Source organism: Streptomyces sp. NPDC002573, assembly GCF_042889625.1.
Taxonomy (GTDB): domain Bacteria; phylum Actinomycetota; class Actinomycetes; order Streptomycetales; family Streptomycetaceae; genus Streptomyces; species Streptomyces gibsoniae.
The window spans coordinates 33847-59287 of the sequence record NZ_JBIARC010000032.1; the positions used below are offsets into that span (position 1 = coordinate 33847).

Here is a 25441-nt window from a genome sequence, read left to right on the forward strand (position 1 = left end):
AACAAGTCGGTGACCACATAAAAGGGGTGAACGGTTCATGAGCTACCAGGATGCATTCATTCCTACTGAAGGCAGCATATCGCTGCACGCTTGGATATTCCGTCCGCCGACCGGCGATGGCCCGTTCCCGGCGGTCACGATGGCACACGGCTTCGGCGGCGTGAAATACCGTGGCATGCAGGGGTGTGCGGAACGCTTCAGCCCGGCAGGTTTCGTCGTTCTTGTCCATGACCACCGTGGGTTCGGTCTCAGCGGTGGTGAGCCCCGTGGTGACATCGATCCCTGGCAGCAGATAGCCGACTGGCGGCGGCCGATCTCGTTCCTGGAGAGCCTTGACGACGTTGATGCCGACCGACTCGGAATATGGGGTTCAAGCTACGCCTGGGGCCATCGTCCTGGCGGCCACCGATCGACGCATCCGGGCGGCAGTCGCGCAGGTGCCGACGATCAGCGGCTTCGAGCAGGGCCTACGGCGCGTGCCCGCCGACCGCGAGCAGGCGCTGGAGGAGTTGTTCAACGACGACGAACGCGCTCAACTGGCGGGCAAGCAACCCGCATATCAGCTCCTCAACAGCCTCGATCCGAACGTCCAGGCTGCCTGCCTACCATTCCCGGGGCATGGCGGAGTCCGACGCTCATTTCTCGCTCCCGCCGTCGGTCGAAGAACCGAAGTACGTCACGCTGCGGTCCACGCAAGGCGCAGATGTACGAGCCAGGAGCCTGGGTCACTCGGGTATCACCGACGCCGTTGCTGATGGTCGCGGGGAGGACGGACACGGTCACTCCCAGCGATCTCGCGCTCGCCGCGTACGAGCGCGCCCTGGAGCCCAAGCGCTTGGCCATCTTCCCCGGGGATCACTTCGACTCCTATGTGACAGCTTTCGAGCCCACCAGCGAAGCCGCCACCGAGTGGTTCTGCGAGCATCTCTCCCAACCGGCGTGAGGCCGGGCAATGGTCTCCGGGGCAGCGCCTGAGCGGGCGGAGAGGCCGCGGCGCTGCTCCCACCCCGACGCCGGCCCGAAGGCCGGCCGGCCGTGACTGCGACGGCGTGGAGGGTCCAGCATAGACGTCTCTAAGACACATATGTTGCCTTCAGGGGACCCGTCCGGCGGCATCCCCGCCCCTGACCGGCCCCTGGCCCTGCACAGTCCCGGAGGTCTGTCTACACCTGGCGCCTCACGCCTCGTACAAGATTTGACGAAAAGGCGTATGCTTATGTCGCTAAGAATTACACAGACTGCAGGAAGTGATCCACATGAGCTGGTCGGCCACGGGTCGGTACGGCACTGAGCCAGCCCCGGCAGGGCTCGCTTTCGTGCAGGACTTCATGAACACGATCTCCGCCGGTAAGCCCCGTATGAAGGATCTCCTCGCCGACCTCGGCGACGCCCAGGCCTGGCTCGATCAGGCTCTGGAACACTGGGGCGAGGTCACAGGTACCCCCGTGGCCGGGATCCAGCTGGAAGCGCACGATCAGGAAGAGCTTCGAGGGTTCCGTGATGATCTGCGCCAGGCCGTGGCCCGGGGCGACGATGACACACTTCCCCCCTTGCACACTGCGGCCACAGCGATACAGCTGAGCGGGGACGGTCAGGTCCGCTTGGAGCCGCGCGGCACCGGCTGGCGGCGCGTGGCGGCCCTGACCCTGATCGAGGTTTTCCTAGCCCAGCAGGCAGAGGCCTGGCAGCGGCTGAAGATGTGCCGGAACGACCGGTGCGGAACGATGTTCTTCGACAGGTCACGCAACAACAGCGGGGTCTGGCACAACGTGAAGATCTGCGGCAACGCGGCGAATCTGCGAGCCTACCGGGCACGCCAGCGGGCCCAGAGGGTCTAGAGGGCCAAGCGACAGTCCCGCCCGCCTCATACGAGGCGGGCGTACTCGATTCGGTTCTGGTGCACGCGAAGCTGCATCGTGCTCAGCTCCAGCAACGGGACAGCGAGCCCGAACCCCTGAGCACGTGACACCAGGTCTCCCAGGATCTGCTCGACCTCGGCACTACGGCCGGTCGCCACATCGCGGTAGAGGGACGAGGTGGTCGACGAGCCGGCTTCCGTGACGGTCGCCAGTGTCTGCTGCAGGGCCGGGGCCGGCACGGGGTGGCTGGCCGACGCAGCGATCGAGGCGCACTCGTTGACCACGCCTTCGGCGAATGCGGTTCCGCCGGGAACGGCGACGATCTCCCCGACCGCTCCCCGCATCAGGCAGGTCACTGCTCCGACCGCGGCGATGAAGACCCACTTGGCCCACATCTCCGCGTCGATGTCCTCGGACAGACCGGTCGAGAATCCGGCATCGCTCAGGGAGCGGTGCAGTTCCCCGAGGCGCGCCGGGGCCGCATCGCCACGAGCGCCGTAGCGCAGGCTCTGGATGTCGGCCAGCCGGACGATCTCACCGTCGGCGTTGAGGGTGGTCGCCACCTTGGCCACGCCGCCCAGCACCGCGTCATCGCCGAACCGTGCGGCCAGGACATCGATATGACGGATGCCGTTGAGGACGGGGATGATCAGGGAGTCGGGACCGACGGCGGGTGCCATGTCGTCGATGGCCTGCTCCAGGCCGTTGGCCTTGACCGACAGCAGGATCGCATCGTAGGGACTCTCGATCTTCCCGGCCTGGACCGTGTTCGGAGCGAGTACCGTCCGCTCCCCCAGGCCCACGATCCGCAGTCCGTGTCGGGCCAGGTGCTCCGCACGCTCGGCTCGCACCAGGAAGGTCACATCCCGGCCGGCCTGGGCGAGCCGGGCCCCGAAGTAGCCCCCGGTCGCTCCGGCACCCACCACCAGGATCTTCATGAGCCACTGCTCCTCTCACGGCACACGCGCTGACGTGCCGTAGTTCTTGCGTCGCGTTAGAAGCAATCACGCTACAGCCATTTCCATGGCTCTCTGCATCTTCGCACTCAAGGCTATGTCAAGCTGGTCACCCTTCCTTGCCCGACATATGTGAAAACTCTACACTTATGCCTACAAGCTCGATGGCGGAGCACGGACACCGGCCTCCGGCCCGGCGGAGCCACGAGGGTCGACTCTCAGGCAATGGCCGTGCCGCACCCCAAGTGAAGGAGGATCTCCGATGATCATTGACGCTGCCGAACTCGACGCCACTCACGCCTACAAACTGCTGATCGGGAGCATCATTCCGCGCGCTGTGGCCTGGGTCGGCACAGTGTCCAGGGACGGCGTCGCCAACCTCGCGCCCATCTCCTTCTTCACCGCCGTCGGGCGCAAGCCGCCCATGGTCTCGATCACCCTGCAGCCGCGGCAGGACGGGGACACGCTCAAGGACACCTTCGTCAACCTCCGTGACACCGGCGAGTTCGTCACCAACCTGGCGACGCTGCCGCAGGCGGACGCCATGCACGGTTCCGCGTTCGCGTTCGGCCCGGAGGTGGACGAGTTCGAGGCGCTCGGGCTGGAGAAGGCGCCGTCGGAGGTGGTGCGCGTGCCCCGGGTCAAGGGGGCGCCGATCGCGTTCGAGTGTGTCGTGGACCGCATCATGCCGGTCGGGGACGACGGGGTCGATCATGTGGTGTGGGGCAGGGTGGTGCGCTTCCACGTCCGGGACGATCTCTATCTGGAGCGCGGGCGGATCGACACCGCCGCCCTGCCGGCCGTCGGCAGGCTCGCGGCCGAGTACACGCTGGTCGACAACGTCTTCACCACGCCTCTGGACAAGGACCTGCTCACGGCCCGGGACGGCCGTCGGATGCAGCGCCTGGACACGCACCCGGCCGACTGGTCCCCGATCGACACCGATGTGTGGTCCCCCTCCGGCGCCGTGTCCCCCCACGGAAAGTAAGGGCTGCCGTCACCGACACACGCTGAAGCGGCCTACGCGTTCTCTCGCCAGGACTACGTACGTGACGGGCTCTCGTCAGGACACCTCGGCCAAGCATGATCATCGGAGACGGTCCTTGCAGACGCGGGCCGTCAGTCACGGAGAGGATCGCCCCATGCCCATGATCGACGTGCCCGTCGCGCACCGCGAAGACCATCGCGACGGAGTCGGCGTACAGCCGTCGCGCGATGAAGGAGAGCGCTTCGGCGGACTCCTGGTCCAGCCAGTGGGCATCGTCCGCCAGGCACAGCAGCGGGCGCGTGCCGGGACGTGCCGCAAGGAGCCCCAGAGCCACAAGGGCGACGAGGAAGCGGTCCGGTGCGGAGGTCCGCTCCTGCAGGCCGAAGACGCGGGCGAGCGCGTCACCCTGGGGTGAAGGAGGCTGTCCGAGCTGTGCCACATACGGCCTGAGCAGTTGGTGGAGGGCGGCGAATCCCAGTTCGGCCTCGGACTCCACCGCGTAGAAGCGCATGACCTCGAACTCCTGGGTCGCCGCCAGGGCCTCGACGTGGTCCAGCAAAGCGCTCTTCCCCGCCCCCGGCGCGCCTCGCAACACCAGAACTCCGCTCATGCCCTTATCGGCATGATCAAGAACCTCGCGCAACCGGCCGCATTCCTCGTCACGGCCGAACAAACCACCCATCCGACAACCTTAGACGTTCGGCAGTTCCCGGGGCGGGGACAGGTGACGCCAGCGACGCCCCACCGGCGCGGTGGCCCAAACCTGCGCCTCTCGCTCGCAGTTGCGGATCGTCCGCCGGGTGGTGTCGCCCCGGAGGGTGCGGTGGATCAGTCCGCCACGGGTGGTGCGTCCCTCCTAGACCGGGGTGGGGTCCGTGGCCGTGACCGGAGGGGGAATCGTCACGAAGCGCTCCCGGTACGGCCGCGGTTGCGCGAGCGGGAGATCAGGCACATCAGGTAAGGGGCTCCCACGACGGCGGTGAGAACGCCCACGGGCAGCTCCAAGGGGGAGAACAGACGGCGGGCCAGCAGATCCGCGACCACGACGACGAACGCGCCGGTCAGTGCTGTGGGGAGCAGCGGGATCTGCGGAGCGCGGGGGAGCCGGCGGGGCAGTTGCGGGGCGAGCAGGCGACGAAGCCGATCGGCCCCGAGGCGCCCGTCGCCACGGAGGCAAGGACGACCCCGAGGGCGGTCAGACCGAGCCGGACCCGGTTCAGTCGTACGCCGATGGCCGTGGCGGTCCGGTCGTCGAACGACACGACGCGCTGGGCCCGGACCGCCCAGAACAGGGCCGGCACCGCCAGCAGCAAAACGAGGGCGAGCGGCCTCGCCTGGTCGTAGCCCCGGCTGTTGAGGGAGCCGGTGAGCCAGACCTTCGCCTGCTGGGGCACGAGGACATCGCCCTTGGTCAGCAGCAGCTGGATCAGCGAACCGAGCGCGACCGACACCGCGATCCCCACCAGCACGAAGCGTGAGGCGTGCAGACCGTTCCGCCAGGCGAAGACGTACACCAGCAGGGCGGCCGCGAGACCGCCAGCCACCGAGGCGTAGAGCAGCCGCTCGTAGTCCACCAGGTTGAAGCTGATCGCGGCCACGGTGGCGGCGCCCGCGCCCTGGGTGACGCCGATGACGTCGGGGCTGGCCGGCGGGTTGCGGGCCACGGTCTGGATCAGGGCGCCCGCCATGCCGAACGCGGCACCGCACAGCAGGCCGACGACCAGGCGCGGCAAGCGCAGGGTGCCGATGACCAGTTGGTCCGGCCTGGGTCTGCCGAGCAGTACCCGGACCACCTGGGCCGGCGGGACGAACGACTCTCCGACGCACAGATAGAGCACCCCCACAGCCGCTCGTCGTAGGAGTCCGCGGCGCGCAACTGGCAGCCGAGGGGATGAGGTCGGGCTTGAGGGCCGCGATCGCCTCCAGGTTGAGGCTGCTGACGGTGCCGACGCTCCTGGGCGAGCCCGCGCCCTTCAGATACGACGGCAGCTTCGGCGAGCCCTCGGTGAGGGCCACGCCGACGGGCTTGATGCCCAGCGAGACAACGTTGTCCAGCTCACCGACGTCCAGGACGACCACACGCTTGGACTGCGCCTTGATCACGGTGGTGCCCATCGCATGACGGATGGTGCGGGGCCACCGGCCGGGCTTGGCGTCGGTGCCGAACTCCGCGGTCCTCTTGGCCGCCGCGGCGAAGTCCTTGCCGCCCTTGGCCACCGACTTCGAGGCCTTGCCCGCACCTTCGGCGGCCGTCGCGGCGGAGGAGCCGCCGCCCGCAGCCGGTTAACCGCCGCATCCCGCAAGGAAGAACGACGCGGCGACGGCAAGAACAACGACGACGGGACCTCGGCGTCGAGAAGGCATGGCTGACCCCCACGAATTAGTTCACGATACAAAAGCAAGGGAAGCCTTACCTTGCACGCGCCGATCCTGGCCTGCGCACACAGGCGGCCGGTCCTGTCGGGGGAGCCGCCGTCCGCTGAGGCGTCAGACCGCCGTCACCATGTGGGAATCGCGGAAGGCGAGCACGGCGACATCGTCGTGGTAGCCGGTCCCGAGCCCCAGGAGCAGACTGTCGCAGAAGGCGTCGAGGGGTTGGGTGGCCAGGGCGCTCGCACGCTGCTGCAGGCGGGTCAGGCCACAGCCGATGTCCTCGCCGGGACGCTCGATCAGCCCGTCGGTGTACAGAAGCACGGTGGCACCGGGCGGTACGACGATATGAGCATCGGTCCTTCGGGGCGGCGGGTCCAGACCGAGGATCGGGGCATGCCCGTCCTCCAGCAGCCGGGTGGTCCCGTCGGCGAGGGTGAGCAGGGGTGGCGGGTGCCCGGCGTTGGTCCACGACAGCGGCCGGCCGGCAGCGCTCGGGGTGTGGAGTCTGGCGATGACGGCCGTCACGAGTTCGATGGAGGTCATCCCCTGCATGACGCGGTCCAGTCGGCACATCACCCCGGCCGGTGTGTCGCCGCTGTCGTAAGCCAGAGCCCGCAGCATGTTGCGGAGTTGCCCCATGCGGACGGCCGCCGTGAGGTCGTGGCCGATGACATCACCGATCACGAGCATGGTCGATCGATCGGGCAGCGTGAAGGCGTCGTACCAGTCGCCACCGACCTCGGCGCCGGCTCGGGCCGGGGAGTACCGGTCCGACAGCCAGATACCGCGGATCTCGGACAGGTCCGGCAGCAGGGAGCGTTGGAGCTGTTCGGCGGTGTTGCGCTGGAAGGCGTACAGCCGGGCGTTCTCCAGCGCCAGCCCCGCACGGCGGCCGACGTCGACGGCCAGTTGCTGATCCTCCTCGCCGAAGGGCACTCTGCGGGGGCGGGTCAGGGTGAGTGCTCCGAGGGTCTCGCTGCGGGCCCGCAACGGGACGATGAGAACGCATCCGGCTTCCAGGACACGGTACAGGTGCTCCTGGACGGCCTCCGGGGATCCCGCGTCCCGTGTGGCGGCCGGAGATCCCGGGCTCGCCGGGCCCACGCCCACGGGGGTTCCCGGATCCCGTGTGCGCCCCGGTGCCTCGAAGGCCACCGGTCCCGCACCGCGCAGGACCCGGGCCAGCGGGTCGGCCGAGTCGGCAAGGCCGGGGATCGCCCCTTCTCCCCATGCGCGAACGGCGCGGTCGGGGTCGCGGTGCGTGACGGCGATGCGCCGCACGCGGTCACCGTCCAGCAGATCCACCACACAGGCGTCGGCGAACTGCGCCACCATGCGACGGGAGAGCCGACGCAGGGCCTCCTCGGCGTCGAGATCGAGGCTGCTGGCCAGGATGACACCGATGTCCGCCAGGAGACGCAGCCTCATGGACCCGGCGCTTCGGGGGGCGGGCCGGCTTGCCGATGCCGCGTCCTTCATCGCATTCATCGCTACGGCCTCGATCGCAGATCACGAAGGCAGCATGTCCACTCGCTGCGCCGGGACCTGGGGTGGGGGCACCTCTGCCTGCAGTCGGCCCCACCTTCGCCCTGCTGCACCGCAGAGGCCGCGTCCGCCACCGTGCACGGGCCGACGGTGGAGGCGCAACGGCAGGAGGGTGCCCGCCGGGCCTGCTGGCGGTCGACAGAGGGTGAGATACGCGCGACGAAGGCGGCCGGAGATACCGGCTGGGGTGAGCGGTCGCGATCCACAATCATCATCGCTGCCTCCACTTGGTCGCGCGCCCAGCAGCACGGTCCGTCGGAGAGGCCATCAGCGGCCACGTGCACCGCGGTTGAAGGCGAGCCCCATCGCCTCCTTGTCCATGGTGACCGTGGACGGGGCGAGCGTCAAAGCGACGGCGAGGCCGTCACTCCTCGGCAGCCCAGCCCGGGACCGTCGGCAGCACCTTCTCGGCGACGCGGAGCAGCACCGCGTCGTTCGGCACCCAGCCGTCCGTGCGCCACAGGGACACCTCGAAGGAGCCGCCACTGTCCTTCGCATCCTGCGCCACGGTGAGGGCGCGGGCCGGAACGCCCGGACCGCTCCGGGCGCCGCTTCCGTCGAGACGGAAACGGATGCTGATGGCGCGGTCCGAGTAGAGGACCGCCGGGCGGCCCAGAACCGTCCGCTGTCGCGCGCCGTCCCCCAGAAGCCCGGCGGATCCGGCCACCGGAAGACGGTCATAGGTGGCGGACAACGTCACGGTGTAGGTCCCGAACTCGACCTGGGCCGAGGGAGTGGCGACCTCCTTGCCGCTGCCGAGCTTGACGGAGCCGCCGCTGCCACTGGCGGTCTTCGCGGTCTCCCCCGGCGTACCCAGCAGTTCGGCGAGGTCGGAGCGGTTCAGCGCCTTGCACAGTTGCGCCCCGGAGACGTATCGCGGCGTCTTCTCGGGCTCCCCTGTCGTCTTCTCGGGCTCTCCACCCGAGCATGTGGCGGGCCGCGGGTCGCGGTCCGCGGACGCTGTCTCCCCGAACGTCCACAGACCGACGCCCAGTGCCGCCACCAGCACCACGGCCGCGACGGCCTGCCCCCATGCGTTCACGCCCTTCACGGGCCCGCCGATCTCGACCACCATGTCCCCCGCCTGCTGTGATCCCCCGATGCGGGCCCGGGGACCCTAACCCGTGATCATCAGGCGAACACAGCGATTTACTGTCACCACGGTGCCGACGCCGGCCTCGCCCGGCTACGGAGGTTGCGGCCCGGGCTTGGGCGTGCCTCAGGCCGCGACGACGCGGCGACTGCCCGCGGTGGTCTGGAAGCGGGCACGGTACGTGGTCGGAGAGACGCCCAGGGTGTGCTGAAAGGCCCGGCGCAGGGACTCCGAGGAACCGAATCCCGCCTGCTGCGCCACTTCCTCCACCGTGTCGCCGCGCTTCTCCAGGAGAACCTGGGCGGCTTCCAGCCTCATGGACTCGACGTACTGCCCAGGAGACATGCCGATCTCGGTACGGAAGAGCCGTCCCAGATGCCGGGCGCTCACTCCCCCGACGTCAGCCAGGGACTCGAGGGTGTGCTCGGCCGCGGGGTCCGCTCCGACGTGGTCCATGACGCGTCGCACCGCCGAGTGCCGGGGCTGCCCCGGAGCCAGCCGGGCGCTGAACTGCGCCTGTCCGCCAGGCCTGGCCATGAAGACGACCAGTTGGCGGGCCACGTTGCGCGCCACGTCGGCTCCCCAGTCCTCCTCGACCAGGGAGAGCGCGAGGTCGATGCCCGCGGTGACCCCGGCGGACGTGACGACATGGCCGTCACGTACGAAGACGGGCTCGCTCTCCACCCGCACCCCCGGGAAGGCCACCGCCAGTTCCCGGGCGAGTTCCCAGTGCGTCGCGGCGCGCCGACCGTCCAGCAGTCCGGTCGCGGCGAGAACGAACGCTCCCGCGCAGACGGAGGTCACCCGCTCGGCCCGGCCGGCCAGGTGCGTGACCGTGTCCACCAGGTCCGGGTCGCCGACGGCGGCCCGCCAGTCCCTTCTCCCGGGTACCAGCAGGGTGCCGATCCGGCGGGGAAGGGAGGACGGCGGGCCGCTGACCCCGACCGTCAGCCCCGAGGAGGTGACGACATCGGCGCCGGTGGGCGAGACGACCCGGACGTCGTAGTCCGCGCCGTAGCGGTTGGCGGTCGTGAAGACCTCGACCGGCCCGGTGACGTCGAGGAGCTGGACGGCGTCGAAGGCGACGACGGCCACCGTGTGACTGCGGCGGGACACCTGCGGTCCTACTCCTTCCACGGGGATTCGAGAATCGTACGAACGAAGTCGCCGCGCTGGAAGCCCGGGACGAAGTGCTCCAGAACGTCGGCCTTCACATTGCCGAACGTCGTCTCCGGCTTCGGGCGGATGCCGTCGGTGAACGCCTTCAGGATCTGGCGCTTGAAGTCGGGGCGGGGGTGAAGGGCCACGATCTCGGCCCGCTCCGCCTCCGGGATCGCGCCGTATCCGATGCCCAGGACGTCGTACTCCACCCCGGCGGTGACCAGAGCCACCTCCGGCTCCATGAACTCCGGGATCCCGGGCGTGGTGTGCAGGGCGATCGCCGTCCAGACCCGCCGGACGCTGTCCTCCGGGACTCCGTGCGCCTGCAGGAACCGCCTCGCTTCGTCGGCGCTGTCCACCTCGAAGCGGTGGCCGCTGTTGTGGAAGCTCTCGTTCAGGCCCACGTCGTGGAACATGGCGCCGAGGTAGAGCAGCTCCGGATCGAAGCTCAGATCGCGATTGCGTCCCTGCAGGCTGCCGAAGAAGTAGACCCGGCGGGAGTGGTGGTAGATGAGCTCGCTCGTGGTGTCACGGATGAGCTCCGTCGCCTCGCGGGCCACCTTGGTGCGCGGCACGTCCACGTTCGCCACCCTGTCGCTGTCGATCTCCATGGTGTCCGCCTTTCGTCCGTCTGCGGTCGCCGTCCACTCGGCGATGACACCTCCAGCGTGACGCCGAGGGCCGCCGCCGCGCCATGGCGATCTGGACGTGCACCCCACAGATACCGACATGGCGGACGGGAGTCCGTCTCGAGTGCGGCTCAGTCGATGAGCACCCCCGGGTTCAGCACCCCGTGCGGGTCCAGTTCCCGCTTCGCCGCCCGGAGCACGCGGGCGAACAGCGGCGGGCGCTGCCGGTCGTACCAGGGACGGTGGTCGCGGCCCACCGCGTGGTGGTGGGTGATCGTGCCACCGGCGTCGATGATGACGTCGGACACGGCGGCCTTGATGTCGTCCCACTGGGCGACCTCGGACCCGCGGCGCGCCGGCGCCAGCACCGTGTAGTAGACAGCCGCGCCGTCGGGGTAGACGTGGGTGAGCCTGCGGTGGACGGCGGCCGTCCCGCACACATGGGCGGCTGCCTGCTCGGCGGCTCGGTGCACGCGCTGGTCGAACTGCTCGAAGCGATCCCAGGTGACGGCGGTCTCGAAGGTCTCCACGAGGATGTCTGCGGCGACCATGACGTCCCGCAGGTACGGCGCCTGCTGGAAACTGTCCTTCCAGGACCCTTCGGCGCCGGTCGCCACGTGGGACCTCGCGCCGTCCGTCGGGTGCGGGCCGCTGACCCGAGGGGCCGCGAGCGGTGTCCCGCCGTGTGCGCGGGCGCAGTCCAACGCCTGGGTGAGCAGCGCCTCCTGGTCGGCATGGGCCGATTCGAATCCGACGATCAGCAGGGCGGAGCGGCCGTCGCCGGCGCCGTTCAACCGGGCCTCGTCGGCGTCGAGCAGCCTGCAGTTGGCGGGCTGCAGTCCGGAGCGCACGATGGCCCGGGCCGCACGGGCGCCGTCGGCGAACGTGGGATGGCTCAGGCTCACGGACGCACGGAAGCGGGGGCGTTCCTGGACCCGGAGCCATGCCTGTGTGACCACGCCGAGGATGCCCTCGGACCCGATCAGCAACCGGTCGGGGCTCGGTCCCGCCCCCGAGGCGGGCACCCGGCGGCTCTCCCACAGCCCTGCGGGGGTGATGGCCCGCAGGGACTGCACGAAGTCGTCGAGGTGGGTGCGACCGGTGGCGTAGTGTCCTCCGGCGCGGGTGACGACGGAGCCGCCGACGGTGGCCAGTTCGTACGACTGCGGATAGTGACGCAGCGTCAGTCCGTGCGGGCGCAGTTGCGCATCGGCGTGTGGCAGGGTGGCCCCGGCCTGGATGCGGGCCGATCCGGAGTCCGTGTCCACGTCGAGCACGCGGTCGAGACGGCCGAGATCGAGGGTGACGGTGCCGGCGAAGCGGTCGTCCACCGTCGGTTCGACGCCGCCGACGACGCTGGTGCCCCCGCCGTAGGGGATGACGGCGGCGCCGGCCTCCTGGCACCAGTCGAGGACCGCGGTGATGTCGTTCTCGTCGCGCGGGAAGGCGACCAGGTCCGGTGGGTGCGGGAAGTCCCCGTGGAAGGCGCGCACCACGTCCCGGTAGGACTTGCCGTAGGCGTGGGAGGCGCGTTGGTAGGGGTCGGCCGTCATGATGGGGGCGAGGCTGTCCGGGATCGCCGGGCGCGGGGCGGGAAGGTCAAGGTCGGCCACGGTCGGGGGTGTTCGGACATGCTGCGCGCCGAAGCCGAGTACCGACCGGATCAGGTCGGCCGTCTTCTGTGCCTCGGCCGTCCCGGGCTGTTCGTCCTCGTATCCCCAGCCCCAGAACTTCCTGCGTCGTGCTTCGGTCATGTCGTCCGCCGCTCCCGGTCCGTCGTCGGTGGTGAATGCGTCCTGGACGCACGCCGGTTGGGGCAGCGCGCCCGGGGTGAGCCGGTCACGACGGTAGAGCCGGACGGCCCCGGCGTCATTGTCCTGGTCGGTCACCGTGTTGACGCGCGCGGCCGGTCCGGCGTTGACTGTCCGCCATGCGCGCCGCCGCACCGTCCGCCCTGCGTGCCACCGCCTGGCCCACCGTCGCCGCGAGCTACGCACACGCGGTGGCGCACGCCCGCGGGCCGCGAGACGACGGCACCGGGGGCGCCGGCACCACGCTCGGTGCGTGGGCCTCCCCCACGCAGCGGCTTCCCTTCGCGGACGTCCGGCTGCTGTGGGAGCGGCTCCTCGGCCCGGACGAGAATCCGTACGTGGGTCTCACCGTGGGTTCCTCGCTACGACCGGCCGATCTGCATGTGCTCGGTCATCTGGTCCTCGCCTCCGCCAGCCTCGCGGAGGCGGCGGCAGCGGCGGTCAGCTATCACCCGCTGGTGAGCGAGGCGTGCGTCGTCAGTCTGCACCGCGGGCCCCGGCAGTCGCGCATGGTGTACCGGCCCATGGTGGTCCCTGGCGCGATGCATCCGCAGCAGGTCGAGGCCGTCGTCACCGGCATGGTCACCGCCGCGGGATGGATAGCGCGCGACTGGGCGCCGGTGTCGGTCGCGTTCGCCCATCGGGCGATCGGCGAACCGGGCCGGTACGCGGGGATTCTGCGCTGCCCGGTCGCCTTCGACGCCGCTGAGAACGCCATCACCGTACGCACCGCGGAGCTGGACCGCCCCCGTGCGCTCAGTGACCCGGATCTGGTCGCGCTGCACCGCCGGCACGCGGATGTCCTGCTCGGCGGTCTGCCGGCGTCCGCCACGCTACGGGCGCGGGTGCGCGGGTGGCTGGACCGGGCCGACCTCTTCCGGGTCGGCCCGGAGGACCTGCGGGACGTCCTGTTCCTCAGCCCCCGCACCCTGCGCCGCGCCCTGCGCGAGGAGGACACCTCGTGGCGCGAACTCCTGGACAACGCACGGCACATGCGTGCCCTGGAGCTGCTCAGGACGTCGGATCTGACCCTCGACGGTGTCGCGCGTCAGGTGGGACTGAGCGGAGCGGCCGCCCTGGTACGCGCCTTCACCCGCTGGCACCACATGACCCCCGGCGCCTACCGCCGGCACCACGCCCACAGCACAAGCACCGCACCCTCGAAGAGGCCACCGCCCTGACACGCGGCGAGCATGCGTGCCGGGCGTCGTCCCGCTGGGGCGTGAGCCGGGCGCCCGATTCGCTCGGAGCCCTCAGTCTCAGGGGGTTCACCCGCTTCAGGAAGCGGCCCTGGAGTCGGCCGGACGTCGCCGGAGCGACGGCGTGGTGAGCGACGGCGGAGCCCAGACACCGTCCGGGGGGTACACATCGGTTCCTGGCGGCACGATCTCGTCGATCCGGTCGAGGACGGCGTCGTCCAGCATCACGGACGTGCCCTTGAGCGTGTTCCGCAGCTGCTCCATCGTGCGCGGGCCGATGATCACCGATGTGACGGCCGGATGCGCGAGCGGGAAGGCGATGGCCAGCTCGGGCAGCGAGCAGCCCACTTCCTCGGCCACGGCGACGAGTTGCTCGACCACCTCCAGCTTCGCGACGGTGCGCGGCGCCGACGGATCGAAGCGGGCGGGGTTCAGGGTGGGACGTCCGCTGGTCAGATCGAGGGCCTGGCCCTTCCGGTAGCGACCGGTCAGGAACCCCGAGCCCAGCGGGCTCCAGGTCAGCACCCCCATGCCGAGGCGTTGCGCGACCGGCAGCACATGCTTCTCGATGCCTCGGGCCAGCAGCGAGTAGGGCGGCTGCTCGGTGCGGAACCGCTGGAGCCCGCGGCGGTCGGCCACGTGGTACGCCTCGACGATGTGCTCCGCGGGGAACGTGGAGCAGCCGAACGCTCTGATCTTGCCCTGGTGCACAAGATCGGTCAGTGCGGAGAGCGTCTCCTCGATGTCGGTCGTGTGGTCCGGCCGGTGCACCTGGTACAGGTCGATCCAGTCCGTTCCCAGCCGCCGCAGGCTGTCCTCCACCTCCCGGACGATCCAACGCCGGGAGTTGCCGCCCCGGTTGGGGCCCTCACCCATGGGGAAGTGGACCTTGGTCGCAAGGATCACATCGTCGCGGCGGTCCTTCAGCGCCTTGCCCACGATGGTCTCCGACTCACCGGCCGAGTACATGTCGGCGGTGTCGATGAAGTTGATCCCCTCGTCGAGCGCGGCGTGGATGATGCGCACGCACTCATCGTGCTCGGCATTGCCGACGGAACCGAACATCATCGTGCCGAGGCAGTACGAGCTGACCTCGAGGCCGGTTCCGCCCAGAACGCGATAGCGCACTCAACTCTCCTTTAAAGCAGCTTGGTTGGGAATGCCGGAACTCTACGAGTTGGAGTCCGCTCCAGGGCAAGCACGGCCCCGCCCGGGGGGCCCGTCGAGGCGAAACACCACAGGGGACGCAAGGCAGGCGCCCCGGCGAGGTCAACACGCCTTCCGATGCCTGGTGGAAGAGGCCGTCACGGCGCCGAGGCCTGGTCCTTCGCCTCGCCGCGGAGCGGCAGCCCACCGGCTCGGTAGACGCCGTCGAGGACCTCCATGGTCACGACGGCATCCCTGGCGGAGGTGATGACCGGGCCGCCGTCGAGCACTGCGGCGGTGAACGCCGCCAGTTGGCCGGCGTAGCTGGACGGGTTGCGAGGGACGCGCTCCCGTCGCACCGTGTGTCCTCCGGCGCCGTTCGCCAGACGTACCGTCAACTGGTGGTAGAGCTGGGGCATCACGAAGTTGGTCACGTTCAGCTCGCCGTCCGACCCGATCGCGCGGGCCCGGATCGACAGCACCCGGCGCGACCACATCGACGCGCGAACACGCCCGGTCGCCCCACTCGGGAAGCTGAGTTCGGCGCTCATCGCGCGGTCGATGCGCGGATCCTTGCGCAGCGTCGTCATCCGTGCCGAGGTGACCGTGGGATCGCCGGTGCCGAGAAGCCGGGCGACATGCACCGCGTAGCAGCCGGCGTCCATCGTCGCGCCGCCCGCGAGCGCGTAGTTGTACCGGATGCCGCTGAACCGGGGCAGGGGGAAACACACCTCGGCCTCGACGCGGCACAGCTCCCCCAGTTCGCCACTCGCCACGATGGCGCGCATTCGCTCGGCGAGCGGGTGGTAGCGGTAGTGGAAGGCCTCCATCACCACCAAGCCGCTGCGCTCGAAGGCGGCGTCGGCGGCGTCCGCGACGCGTTCGGCCTCGGCGCGGTTGGCGGTGAACGGCTTCTCGCAGAGCACGTGCTTGCCGGCCTCGAGAGCTTTCCGTGTCCACTCGGCGTGCAGCCCGTTGGGCAGAGGCACATACACGGCGTCCACGTCCGGGTCGGCGAGCAGCGCGTCATAGCCCGCGTGCACGACGGGGACTCCGTGCTTGCGGGCGAACGCCTCTGCGCGCGTCCGGTCGCGGGCCGCGACGGCGGTGACGGTGACACGCGGTGTCCGCCGCACGGGCTTGATCAACGCACTCGGCGCGATGGCGGCTGCCCCGAGCAGCCCGATCCGGAGGTCCTTGGACACGGGGATCAGTGTGGCAGGCCTGCCGCAGGGTGCGGAACGGTCGAACGATCAGCCATCAGTCCGTGTACTGCCGGCCAGTGCCGCACGCCGCGTGGTGCGGGCCGTCATGACGAGCGTGGCTGCCACCGCGAGGCCCAGGGTGCCGGCGAGGAGGGTCTGCACGCGGTAGTCGAGGCCGGCGACCATTCCCGTGCCGACGAGCAGAGCGAGGCCGGTGGGTGCGTACATCAAGGTGTTGGTCGTGGCCGCGACGCGGCCGAGCAAATGGGACGGGGTTTCCCTCTGGACGGCTGTCAGCGCCGCGATGAGCGGGCAGGGCAGGCCCAGACCGATCGCCAGGCTGCCGCCAAGTACCAGCGGCAGCCAGGGAGTTGCGCGCGCGAGCACACCGATCGCGAACAGCGTGAGTCCGGCCGCCGAGAAGGCGCGCTCGGACATCCGGCGCATCAGCGCACCGGCTGCCAGGCCGGCGACGACCGATCCGAGCCCCTGAATCGGGGTGAGCACACCGGCGAAGGCCGGGGATCGGTGGAGCCCGGCGTCGAGCATTGCGTACGTGGCCGTGCTGCTCACGCTGGACAGGACCATGGCCGCTGCACCGGTGACGACCAGCGAGCGCAGCACCGGGTGCTGCCACAGATAGCTGGCGCCTTCGGCGGTCTCGGCGGCCCACGCCCGCCTGGCGCGGGCTCCAGGCACAGGTTCCCGTACCCGGAGCAGCCTGAAGGCAGCCGCGGCCAGCACGAAGCTGACCGCGTCGAGCAAGGCCACCGCCGGCCCGCCGAACCCGGTGAACAGACCCGCGCCGGCCAGCGGAGCGAGGAGCTTCGTGCTTTCGATGGCGGTGCGTACCAGGCCGTTGAAGTCACCACGCAGCTCGTCCGGCACGGCGGCGGCGACCAGGGCGGTCTCGGCCGCGTCGGTGAGGACCATGCCCATGCCGACCAGGGTCAGCACGGCGAACAGGAGCCAGACCTCGCCCTGCGAGCGCACGGCGAGCGGCGCGAGCATGACGGCGGCCAGAACCAGGTTGGTGGCGACCAGGAGCGGACGGCGGCGAACCCGGTCCGCCACCGTGCCGATCGCGGGTCCCGCAAAGGTCGGCAGCCAGATGCAGAAGCCGACGAGCGCGGCGAGGCTGTTGGAACCGGTGAGCGTCTTGACCCAGATACCGGCGGCCAGAGACATGGCTGAGTCACCGAAACCGGAGACGATCACTCCGCCCAGATACAGTCCCGCGTTGCGGTCTCGTAAGACCTTGAGCGTGGTCCAGCTCATGCCCTCCCCCTTCGGTGCATCCGTCCGCGTCAACCTACCCCCAATCATTTGCTTGATGGTAGGGGCGTCATGGTGGCTGCGTGCGCTTTACTGGCCTGCGTGACCGATACCGACCCCGTACTGCGCGCACTCGCCCATCCCGTGCGGCTCCGGATGCTCAGCCTCATGTGGCCGGGGCCGATGTCGGCCGCCGAACTCGCCCGCGAGCTGGACATTTCGCATGCGCTGGCCAGTCAGCATCTACGGCGCCTGGACACGGTGGGCCTGGTCGAGCTGGCGGAGGAACGCATGCGCCGCGGCGGCAGGGAGCGCCGCTATCGCACCGTCCACGGCACGCCGCTGTCCGACCAGCACGACGGGACCCCGATGTTGGCCGAGACCATGGCGCACACCCTCCGGGAACGTGCCGGTCGCCGACGCGAGGCGAGCGAGGGCGTGACCGTCGACGCCGAGCTGTGGGTGGACCCCGAGACCTGGGAGAACGTCCGGCAACGGCTCGCCGAGCTCGCCGCCGACCTCCACCAGGCCGCACGCCCCCCGCACACGCCGGGCACGATCCCCCTGGGCGTCACCATGGCGGCCTTCCCTCTGCGGGAGCGGACGCATGAGGACGGATCGACCAGCGGGCGGGACTAGGGCGATCCCTCGCGGCGCGTGATGCACCACATCTGACCCTTCGCCGCCGTGCGATGGTGGTCGCATGAGCGGTGAGGTTGAGTTCGATCCCGACCTGTACCGGGGTACGGCCGGACACTACGACCGGTTCCGGCTGCCCTACCCCGACGCGATGATCGCCGACCTCGTACGCCGGGCAGCTCCGTCGGGGCGCGGACGCCTGCTCGACCTGGCCTGCGGCACCGGCCAGCTCGCCTTCCCGCTGCGCGGCTGGTTCGCGGAGGTATGGGCAGTGGACACCGAGCCCGGCATGACCGAGTTGGTCCGCGCCAAGGCGACCGCTGCCGATGTGCACCACATCCGCACGGTCACCGCCCGCGCCGAGGATCTGCCCGTCCGGCCGGTCAGCTTCGAGCTCATCGTCATCGGCAATGCCTTCCACCGGCTCCATCGCAACCAGATCGCCCAACTCGCCTACTCCTGGCTCAAGCCCGGCGGCTGCCTCGCGCTGTGCTGGTCGACCTCGCCGTGGGCAGGTCCTCAGGACTGGCAGCGCACGCTCGACAGCCTGTTGCAGAAGTGGCGGAACGAGCTCGGCGCCTCCGGCCGCGTACCGCCCGGCTGGGATCGGCCCCGGCAGCAGGATCCCGACCACGACGTCTTGTCCCGGGTCGGATTCGAGCTCGCCGGACGCCACGAGTTCTCCGGCGACCACCCCTGGACGATCAGCGAGCTCGCCGGCCACATCCGGTCGACGTCGTTCCTGTCGCCCCCAGTACTCGCGGACCGCGCCGACGAGTTCGACGCCGACCTTGCCACCGAACTCGGTCCCCATGCGGCCGACCGCCGACTCAGCGAAACCGTCAGCTTCGCCTACGAGTTGGCTCGCAAGCCGACTTGCGCGTGACGACCAGGCCTGGCTTGCGACTGGCTTGCTCCGGGCCCGCCGCTGGGAAGGGGACCTTGGGGCATCAAGACGGCTACTCAAGGACGGTTCGCGAGGGCCGCCCCGTGAACGCGCTTCGCAACGCCGGCCGCGATGACGCCCTGCCCCGCGAGGGAATCCCCGAGTGCAGTTCCAGCTCGATCCCCATACGGACCTCCTGGGTCGCCGAGCCCAGCCACTCCGCTGGTGATGGCCGTCATGATGCTCAACGGCACTGGCAGCCCGGGCCACGGCCATCCCCGACAACCACCGGCTGACCCGGCTGACGCCCCATCTTCCCAGCTCCCCGCCCTGGCGGTGCATCTGTTCGTCGGCAGGCCAGGGCAGTCGGCGAAATCCTGAGGGGAGAAAATCTGGTCCAACCAGTTGACCACTGACCCCGGCGTGTCCACCCTGATCGCCATGACCCAGCGACACATCCGGCGTGAGGCGGTCTCCGACCAGCTCTTCGCCTTGCTGCGCGACAGGATCCTTGGCGATGAGCTGGCGCCCGGCTCCGCGCTCACCGCCGAACGGGATCTGGCGGCCGAGTACGGGGTGAACCGGCATGCCGTCCGTGAGGCCGTCAAACGGCTTCAGCAGGCCCGGCTCGTCGAGGTCAGCCACGGCGGCCGCACCCTCGTCCAGGACTGGCGGCGCACCGCCGGTCTTGACCTGGCCGTCGGGATCGCCGCGGCCGACGCCGGGCCCTCCGTGGAGGACCTCGCCCGGGACGCCCTGGAGATGCGGGCGTGCATCGGTGCCGACGCGGCCAGGCTGTGCGCCATCCGGTGTTCGGAGCTCGCCGCCGCACAGATCGTCGAGGCCACCGGCCGCTACGCGCGGAGCGGGCCCGATCTGGCGGAACTCGGCGCGGCGGACGTCGCCTGGTGGCGGCTGATCGTGGAGGGTTCGGGGAACGTGGCCTATCTGCTGGCGTTCAACAGCCTGGTGGACGGGGCGCTCCCGGTCGCCGAGGTGCCCGGGGCCCTGCGGACGGCCGAACTCCTCGACGTGGACGCCCATGTGCGGCTCGCGGGACACATCGCGGCGCGTGAGGCCGAGGCCGCCGAGCTGCTGGCGCGCGAGCTGCTGTCCCGCAGCGTGCCCGCGGTGCTCCGAAAGGCGGTGCGCTGACGTGATCCCGGCCGTGGTCTACGCGATACCGGCGTTCGTGCTCCTGGTCGTCGTCGAGGTTCTCTCCTACCGCTTCCTCCCGGACGACGACGAGCGCGGTTACGAACTGCGCGACACCGCGACAAGCATGTCCATGGGAGCCGGCAGCCAGGTCATCGGACTGCCATGGAAGGCGGTGACGGTCATCGCGTACGCGGCCGTCTTCACCGTCGCGCCATGGCACCTCTCACCCGCCTCCGGATGGACCTGGGTCCTGCTGTTCTTCACCGAGGACCTCGCGTACTACGCCTTCCACCGTGCCCACCACCGGGTGCGCGTGCTGTGGGCGAGCCATGTGGTCCACCACTCCAGCCTCCACTACAACCTGTCCACCGCCCTCAGGCAGAGCTGGACCCCGATGACCACCCTGCCGTTCTGGCTGCCCCTCGCGCTGGTCGGCATCCCGCCCTGGATGATCCTGCTCGAGCAGTCCGTCAGCCTGATCTACCAGTTCTTCCTGCACACCGAACGGGTGGACAAGCTGTGGCGGCCGGTGGAGTGGATCTTCAACACCCCGTCCCACCACCGGGTCCACCACGGCTCCAACCGCGTGTACCTGGACCGTAATTACGGCGGGATCCTGATCGTCTGGGACCGGCTCTTCGGCACCTTCGAGCCCGAGCGCGAGCGGGCGGTGTACGGGCTGACGAAGAACATCGACACGTACAACCCGCTGCGGGTGGCCTTCCACGAGTACGCGGCGGCCTGGCGCGACGTCCGTGCGGCGCGCCGCTGGCGCGATCGCGCCGGGTATCTGTTCGGCCCGCCCGGCTGGTCCCCGGGTGCCGAAGGGTGACGTGCCCCCACGAAAGTCCCTGCGTCTGACGGTTTCCCCGCCGCCCGCCGCATCGGGCAACGGGAAACCCGTCGACCCCGCCTTGCCACGTGCCCAGGCTGGAGCCGTCAGCACCAAGCACGTCCTGCGCTCCGCAGGGCACAGCAAGAGGGGAACGACCATGCGCAGCATCTTCCGCGGCGCCGCCGCGCTCGCGACCGCCGCTGCGGCTGTGGTGGCACTGGGCGGTGCGGCCCAGGCCAAGCCGGCGGCCGACTGGGCCGGCTGCCCGTCGGGCGCGGTCTGCGTCTACCCGCAGAACCAGAATCCGGCCGTATCGCCCAGCCAGATCTTCTACAGCTACGGCCCCCACAACCTGAGCAACCAGTACGGATGGCACTGGGTCCTCAACAACCAGTACGGCGGAGCCACCGCCAGCCTGTGCACAGGATACGACGGCAAGGGCTGCGGAGCCGCGTTCGCTCAGCAGACGGGTGTGTGGGCCGATCTGACGCCGATCAACTCCATCACGCTCAACCGGCCCTGACGGGCACCGCACACGCGCTTCCGGAACCGCCCCTGCCCGGGTGGTTCCGGAAGCGCGCGTTTGCGCCACTTACGAGTGAAGTGCTTCGCCTCGGCTCCCGCACGGAACGTAACCTGGGCACCCGCCTTCTCACGGTACGGGCACGGGGATGCCATGGGGGACGCCTTGAGGGAGCCACAGCAGGCACACGATCATGACGGCAACGAAGGGGAAGGACCGGGGACGACCACCCCGTCCTTCGCCGCCCGGCTGAGACGGTTGAGACGGCAACGCGGACTGTCCCTGGCGGATCTGGCCCGGCAGACCCACTACAGCAAGGGCTATCTGAGCAAGATCGAGACGGGGGCGAAGCCGCCGACCGTCGATGTCGCCCGGCGCTGCGACCGCATTCTCGCCGCCGAGGGCGAGTTGCTCGCGCTGGCGGAGGCGGCGACCGCCCGGGAACACGTCCGTGACAACGATATCGGCGCGGCGGCCTGCCCCTATCGCGGCCTGTCGGCGTTCACCGCGCAGGACGCCGAGTGGTTCTTCGGCCGGGAACGAGCGACGGCCGCGCTCGTCGAGCGGCTCTTCCAGCGCATCGGCGTCGGGCCGCTGATGCTGGTCGCCCCGTCGGGTGCGGGCAAGTCCTCGCTGCTCAGCGCCGGGCTCGTGCCCGCTCTCGGGCGCCCGGGCCGCTTTCCCATGCCGGGCGCGGACCGCTGGCCGGTGGTCTCCCTCACTCCTACGGCGCGCCCGCTGGAGGAGCTGCTGGAGAGCACGGCGAAGGCGCTGGGCTGCGACCTGCGCCTGAGCGTCGCCGAACTCCGGGACAGGCCCCGGGCGCTGCTGGACGCGGTCCGCCGGATGACGGACGCGGGGCGGCCGGAGTCCGCCCTCGACGACCGCAGGCCGCCGCCGGTGTGCCCGGTGCTGCTCGTGGACCAGTTCGAGGAGCTGTTCACCCTCTGTACGGACGAGGGCGAACGCCGCGCCTACGCCCGGGTGTTGTCCGCCCTGGCCACCGCCCCGCTCTCCGGGCCCGCGTACGACCCCGCGGTGGTCGTGCTCGGGCTGCGGGCCGACTTCTCCGGGCGATGTCTGGAACTGCCGGAACTGGCCTCGGTGTTCACCGACGGGCTGTTCGCGCTGCCTCCGATGTCGGTCGCGGAGCTGCGCGAGTCGGTCACCCGCCCCGCGGAACTCGCGGGCGTGACGCTCGAACCCGGTCTGGTCCCGCTGCTGTTGGGCGACGCCGGGCTGCGCGAGGAGCCTGACGCGGACGGCCCCGGTGGTACGGAAGTCCAGCAGACTCCGTCCGGGCTGCTGCCTCTGGTGTCCCATGCGCTGCTGGCCACCTGGCAGTACCGCGAGCAGTCAACCCTGACCGTTGCCGGGTACGAACGCGCGGGCGGTATCCGGGGCGCGGTCGCCCGCACCGCCGAGGACGTGTTCGCCCGATTACACCCGGCCGAGCAGCGGACGATCCGGCGCATCCTGTCCCGGCTGGTGCACGTCTCCAAGGACACCGGCGCGACACGGCGCCGTACGAGCCGCAGCGTCCTGATGGAGCAGCTCGGCGACACGGACGAGGTCGCGACGGCGCTCGACGCCTTCGTACGGGCCCGGCTGATCACCGTGGACCACGACATGGTCGAGATCACCCACGAGGCGCTGCTGCACGCCTGGCCACGACTGCGTGACTGGATCCATGCGGACCGGGCCGGGCTCCTGATCCACCAGCAGCTCGCCCATGCCGCCGCGGACTGGGAGCGCGAGGGCTGCGACGCCTCCGCGCTGTACCGGGGAACCCGGCTGGACACGGCGCGCTCATGGGCCGATGAACTGGACGGTTCGAGCCGCCTGAGCCGTGCGGAGAAGGCGTTCCTGCGAGCGAGTTGCGCCGAGGAGGAGGCCCGGCGGCGGCGGGCCCGGCGTCAGGAGCGGCTGCGCGATGCCATGCTGGCCACGCTCGTCGTCCTGCTCGGACTCGCCCTGGCCGCGGGCGGCCTCGCCTATCAGCAGCGCACGGCAGCGCTGAACCAGGAGCACTTCTCCCGCTCACAGGCCCTCGCCCTGGAGTCCACCTCACTGGCCGGCGGCCGGCCCGAGGCCTCGATGCTGCTGGCGGTCGCGGCCTACCGGGCCCGCGCCACGGCCGAGGCACGCGGCGCACTCCTGAGCACCCAGGCCCAGCCGTTCGCCAGTCGGCTCGGCGGCCATCGAGGGCCGGCCAACGCTCTCGCCTTCTCGCCGGACGACCGGCTGCTGGCCACGGCGAGTTCCGACGGAACCGTGAAGCTGCGGCGCTTGTCCGACCACCGCATCATCGCGACGCTCGCCCTGCCCGGGCGGGTACGCTCGGTCGCCTTCAGCCCCGACGGCCGTGTTCTCGCGGCCAGTTCGACGGACGGTCCCGTGCGGCTGTGGCTCACGGACGGCCGACGGACCGAGACCGTGCTGCCCGAACAGACCGCGGGCGCCCGTGCGGTGGCCTTCGATCCCCGTGGCCGTACGCTCGCCGTCGCGGGCCTCGACGGCACGGTGCAGCTGTGGGACACCGGGCCCGGCCACCGGGCCGGTGCGGTCCTCCGCGGTCACTCCGGAACCGTCACCGCGCTGTCGTACGCCCCTGACGGCCGTACGCTCGCCTCGGCCGGATCCGATCGCACCGTACGGCTGTGGAGCACCGACACGGGCCGCCCCCTGGCCGACCTGCGCGGCCACACCGACGAGGTGCTGGGCGTGGCGTTCTCACCGGACGGGCACAGCCTGGCCACGGGAGGTGTGGACCGGACCGTACGGCTGTGGGACGTGGCGACGCGCCGGCTGACCGCGACACTCACCGGACACGGTGACGACGTCAACGGGGTCGCCTGGACGCCCGACGGTGCGAGCGTCGTCAGCGCGGGGGGCGACGGCACGACGCGGCTGTGGGACGTACGCAGCGGACGGCCGACCGCGACACTGGCCGGGCACACGGACTACGTCCTCGGTGTGGCCGTGAACGGCAGCGGGACCCTGCTGGCCACCGCGGGCTTCGACCAGTCCGTCGTGCTGTGGGACCTCAGGGGCCGGGCGCTCGCCGCACCGCCGTTCACCGAGGTCTCGCACGCCGCTTACAGCCCGGACGGCACGCTGCTGGCCACCGCCGACACCGATCACACGGTACGGGTGTGGGATGTGGCCCGGCGACGGCTGCTGGCCGTCCTGACCGGCCATCGTGAGAGCGTGGTCTCGGTGGCGTTCGCTCCCGACGGCCGCACGCTGGCGTCGGCGGGATCCGACGGCACCGTACGCCTCTGGGACGTTGCGGACCGCCGCCCGCTCGGCACGCTCGAAGGCCACCGCGGAAGCGTGTTCGTGGCGTTCGCCCCCGACGGCCGCACGCTGGCATCGGCGGGATCCGACCGCACCGTACGTCTGTGGGACGTGCCGACCCAGCGCCCCCTCGCCGTACTCACCGGGCACACCGACTACGTCAACGACGTCGCCTTCAGTCCCGACGGACGCACCCTCGCCAGCGCCGGCGACGATCTGACCGTGCGGCTGTGGGACGTGGCCACCCACCGTCCCACCGCCACGCTCACCGGCCACACCGGTGCGGTGCGCGCGGTGGCGTACAGCCCCGACGGGCACACGCTGGCCAGCGGCGGCAACGACGGCACCGTACGCCTGTGGGACCTGCGCCGAAGGCGACCGGAGGTGTCCCTGACCGGCCATGCCGGGGCGGTGCGGGGCATCGCCTTCTCACCGGACGGCCGTCTGCTCGCGAGCAGCGGCAGCGACCGGACGGTGCGGCTGTGGGACGTACGGGGGCGACACGCCTGGGCCGCCCTGACCGGTCACACCAACGCGGTGTGGGGCGTGGTCTTCTCCCCGGACGGGCGGACGGTGGCCAGCAGCAGCAACGACGGAACGGTACGGCTGTGGGACCTGGACCTCTCCGCGCGGCTGGCCCAGGTCTGCCGGCTGCTCGAGTCCGCGGGCCGCAACTCGAGTGCGGGGCTCACACCCGACTCCGGCGTGTCGGTCCGGCAGGCCTGCTGCCACACCTGAGCCTCCGTCCGCCGTGACGGGCGGGGGTTTCCCAAGGGTTTCCCGTCGCCTTCCCGAAGAGGGTGCCGCGTCGGCGTCGACCGGCAGGGCCGCCGATCGGCAGCCTGGACGCCGATGCGGAC

At 70.6% G+C, this 25441-nt stretch carries 20 protein-coding genes, 2 pseudogenes and 1 riboswitch; of the genes and pseudogenes, 10 read left to right on the top strand and 12 right to left on the bottom strand.

All coding sequences use genetic code 11. From position 1 onward, the window contains the following. Positions 1-37 precede the first annotated feature (37 nt). Together ACFYX0_RS27260 and ACFYX0_RS27265 are read left to right on the top strand one after the other, a co-directional pair. The gene (locus ACFYX0_RS27260; protein ID WP_388973906.1) at positions 38-943 is read left to right on the top strand and encodes an alpha/beta hydrolase; all 906 of its coding nucleotides are present in this window, start codon (positions 38-40) and stop codon (positions 941-943) included. A gap of 313 nt (positions 944-1256) precedes the next feature. After that, on the top strand, positions 1257-1838 hold the full coding sequence (locus ACFYX0_RS27265) for a CGNR zinc finger domain-containing protein (protein WP_388973908.1): 582 nt from the start codon (positions 1257-1259) through the stop codon (positions 1836-1838). A gap of 26 nt (positions 1839-1864) precedes the next feature. Here ACFYX0_RS27265 and ACFYX0_RS27270 read toward each other — a convergent pair whose 3' ends face one another. Beyond that, positions 1865-2797 carry a ketopantoate reductase family protein gene (locus ACFYX0_RS27270; RefSeq protein ID WP_388973910.1) on the bottom strand — a complete coding sequence of 311 codons (933 nt, stop codon included), beginning with the start codon at positions 2795-2797 and terminating at the stop codon, positions 1865-1867. Positions 2798-3077: 280 nt separating this feature from the next. Between ACFYX0_RS27270 and ACFYX0_RS27275 the strand changes: the two genes are divergently transcribed. Then, positions 3078-3803 (top strand): flavin reductase family protein, encoded by a 726-nt coding sequence (locus ACFYX0_RS27275; RefSeq protein ID WP_388973912.1) that lies wholly within the window; start codon positions 3078-3080, stop codon positions 3801-3803. Here ACFYX0_RS27275 and ACFYX0_RS27280 read toward each other — a convergent pair. The 8 genes and pseudogenes from ACFYX0_RS27280 to ACFYX0_RS27315 all read right to left on the bottom strand — a co-directional run bounded on the left by ACFYX0_RS27280 (position 3688) and on the right by ACFYX0_RS27315 (position 12493). Further along, complete coding sequence (locus ACFYX0_RS27280) at positions 3688-4485, bottom strand: AAA family ATPase (RefSeq protein ID WP_388973914.1); 798 nt, start codon at positions 4483-4485, stop codon at positions 3688-3690. The genes ACFYX0_RS27275 and ACFYX0_RS27280 overlap by 116 nt on opposite strands. A gap of 218 nt (positions 4486-4703) precedes the next feature. Next, positions 4704-5686, bottom strand: a pseudogene (locus ACFYX0_RS27285) (FecCD family ABC transporter permease). Then, a pseudogene (locus tag ACFYX0_RS27290) lies at positions 5653-6167 on the bottom strand (iron-siderophore ABC transporter substrate-binding protein); the annotation flags it as partial. The pseudogenes ACFYX0_RS27285 and ACFYX0_RS27290, both read right to left, overlap by 34 nt. Before the next feature lie 123 nt (positions 6168-6290). Continuing rightward, a complete protein-coding gene (locus tag ACFYX0_RS27295; protein ID WP_388973916.1) occupies positions 6291-7604 on the bottom strand; it encodes a PP2C family protein-serine/threonine phosphatase in 1314 nt (437 codons plus the stop codon). Between the two features lie 368 nt (positions 7605-7972). Next, positions 7973-8040: riboswitch (Fluoride riboswitch) on the bottom strand. Between the two features lie 45 nt (positions 8041-8085). Continuing rightward, positions 8086-8796 carry a DUF6215 domain-containing protein gene (locus ACFYX0_RS27300; protein ID WP_388973918.1) on the bottom strand — a complete coding sequence of 237 codons (711 nt, stop codon included), beginning with the start codon at positions 8794-8796 and terminating at the stop codon, positions 8086-8088. A gap of 144 nt (positions 8797-8940) precedes the next feature. Beyond that, positions 8941-9930: a GlxA family transcriptional regulator gene (locus ACFYX0_RS27305; RefSeq protein WP_388973920.1), complete on the bottom strand. Its 990-nt coding sequence runs from the start codon at positions 9928-9930 to the stop codon at positions 8941-8943. An 8-nt stretch (positions 9931-9938) separates the two neighbouring features. Beyond that, on the bottom strand, positions 9939-10586 hold the full coding sequence (locus ACFYX0_RS27310) for an HD domain-containing protein (RefSeq protein WP_388973922.1): 648 nt from the start codon (positions 10584-10586) through the stop codon (positions 9939-9941). A gap of 149 nt (positions 10587-10735) precedes the next feature. Next, positions 10736-12493 (bottom strand): FAD-binding oxidoreductase, encoded by a 1758-nt coding sequence (locus ACFYX0_RS27315; protein ID WP_388973924.1) that lies wholly within the window; start codon positions 12491-12493, stop codon positions 10736-10738. Between the two features lie 41 nt (positions 12494-12534). On the opposite strand from ACFYX0_RS27315, the gene ACFYX0_RS27320 reads away from it, so the two are divergent. Then, a complete protein-coding gene (locus ACFYX0_RS27320; RefSeq protein WP_388973926.1) occupies positions 12535-13596 on the top strand; it encodes an AraC family transcriptional regulator ligand-binding domain-containing protein in 1062 nt (353 codons plus the stop codon). 96 nt (positions 13597-13692) lie between these two features. Here the strand turns inward: ACFYX0_RS27320 and ACFYX0_RS27325 are convergent, their stop codons facing one another. From ACFYX0_RS27325 to ACFYX0_RS27335, 3 genes are all read right to left on the bottom strand, one after another. After that, positions 13693-14742, bottom strand: a complete 1050-nt coding sequence (locus tag ACFYX0_RS27325) for an aldo/keto reductase (RefSeq protein WP_388973928.1) — start codon at positions 14740-14742, stop codon at positions 13693-13695. Positions 14743-14918: 176 nt separating this feature from the next. Next, the gene (locus ACFYX0_RS27330) at positions 14919-15965 is read right to left on the bottom strand and encodes a Gfo/Idh/MocA family protein (RefSeq protein ID WP_388973930.1); all 1047 of its coding nucleotides are present in this window, start codon (positions 15963-15965) and stop codon (positions 14919-14921) included. A gap of 48 nt (positions 15966-16013) precedes the next feature. Then, entirely contained in the window at positions 16014-17243 is a 1230-nt protein-coding gene (locus tag ACFYX0_RS27335; protein WP_388973932.1) for an MFS transporter, read from the bottom strand. Between the two features lie 99 nt (positions 17244-17342). On the opposite strand from ACFYX0_RS27335, the gene ACFYX0_RS27340 reads away from it, so the two are divergent. The 6 genes from ACFYX0_RS27340 (at position 17343) to ACFYX0_RS27365 (ending at position 25319) form a co-directional block, all read left to right on the top strand. After that, positions 17343-17879: an ArsR/SmtB family transcription factor gene (locus ACFYX0_RS27340; protein WP_388973934.1), complete on the top strand. Its 537-nt coding sequence runs from the start codon at positions 17343-17345 to the stop codon at positions 17877-17879. Positions 17880-17943: 64 nt separating this feature from the next. Continuing rightward, positions 17944-18765, top strand: coding sequence for a class I SAM-dependent methyltransferase (locus tag ACFYX0_RS27345; protein WP_388973936.1), 822 nt, complete (start codon positions 17944-17946; stop codon positions 18763-18765). Positions 18766-19206: 441 nt separating this feature from the next. After that, positions 19207-19920, top strand: a complete 714-nt coding sequence (locus tag ACFYX0_RS27350; protein WP_388973938.1) for a FadR/GntR family transcriptional regulator — start codon at positions 19207-19209, stop codon at positions 19918-19920. A gap of 1 nt (position 19921) precedes the next feature. After that, positions 19922-20755: a sterol desaturase family protein gene (locus ACFYX0_RS27355; RefSeq protein WP_388973940.1), complete on the top strand. Its 834-nt coding sequence runs from the start codon at positions 19922-19924 to the stop codon at positions 20753-20755. 160 nt (positions 20756-20915) lie between these two features. After that, complete coding sequence (locus ACFYX0_RS27360; protein ID WP_388973942.1) at positions 20916-21281, top strand: hypothetical protein; 366 nt, start codon at positions 20916-20918, stop codon at positions 21279-21281. A gap of 153 nt (positions 21282-21434) precedes the next feature. After that, positions 21435-25319 carry a helix-turn-helix domain-containing protein gene (locus tag ACFYX0_RS27365; protein WP_388973944.1) on the top strand — a complete coding sequence of 1295 codons (3885 nt, stop codon included), beginning with the start codon at positions 21435-21437 and terminating at the stop codon, positions 25317-25319. Positions 25320-25441: the final 122 nt, after the last annotated feature.

Bases quoted from the DNA above. Each gene is read 5' to 3' on its own strand.
- ACFYX0_RS27260 (WP_388973906.1), top strand. From the start codon at position 38: ATGAGCTACCAGGATGCATTCATTCCTACTGAAGGCAGCATATCGCTG.
- ACFYX0_RS27265 (WP_388973908.1), top strand. From the start codon at position 1,257: ATGAGCTGGTCGGCCACGGGTCGGTACGGCACTGAGCCAGCCCCGGCA.
- ACFYX0_RS27270 (WP_388973910.1), bottom strand. From the start codon at position 2,797: ATGAAGATCCTGGTGGTGGGTGCCGGAGCGACCGGGGGCTACTTCGGG.
- ACFYX0_RS27275 (WP_388973912.1), top strand. From the start codon at position 3,078: ATGATCATTGACGCTGCCGAACTCGACGCCACTCACGCCTACAAACTG.
- ACFYX0_RS27280 (WP_388973914.1), bottom strand. From the start codon at position 4,485: ATGGGTGGTTTGTTCGGCCGTGACGAGGAATGCGGCCGGTTGCGCGAG.
- ACFYX0_RS27295 (WP_388973916.1), bottom strand. From the start codon at position 7,604: ATGAGGCTGCGTCTCCTGGCGGACATCGGTGTCATCCTGGCCAGCAGC.
- ACFYX0_RS27300 (WP_388973918.1), bottom strand. From the start codon at position 8,796: ATGGTGGTCGAGATCGGCGGGCCCGTGAAGGGCGTGAACGCATGGGGG.
- ACFYX0_RS27310 (WP_388973922.1), bottom strand. From the start codon at position 10,586: ATGGAGATCGACAGCGACAGGGTGGCGAACGTGGACGTGCCGCGCACC.
- ACFYX0_RS27320 (WP_388973926.1), top strand. From the start codon at position 12,535: ATGCGCGCCGCCGCACCGTCCGCCCTGCGTGCCACCGCCTGGCCCACC.
- ACFYX0_RS27335 (WP_388973932.1), bottom strand. From the start codon at position 17,243: ATGAGCTGGACCACGCTCAAGGTCTTACGAGACCGCAACGCGGGACTG.
- ACFYX0_RS27345 (WP_388973936.1), top strand. From the start codon at position 17,944: ATGAGCGGTGAGGTTGAGTTCGATCCCGACCTGTACCGGGGTACGGCC.
- ACFYX0_RS27350 (WP_388973938.1), top strand. From the start codon at position 19,207: ATGACCCAGCGACACATCCGGCGTGAGGCGGTCTCCGACCAGCTCTTC.
- ACFYX0_RS27360 (WP_388973942.1), top strand. From the start codon at position 20,916: ATGCGCAGCATCTTCCGCGGCGCCGCCGCGCTCGCGACCGCCGCTGCG.
- ACFYX0_RS27365 (WP_388973944.1), top strand. From the start codon at position 21,435: ATGGGGGACGCCTTGAGGGAGCCACAGCAGGCACACGATCATGACGGC.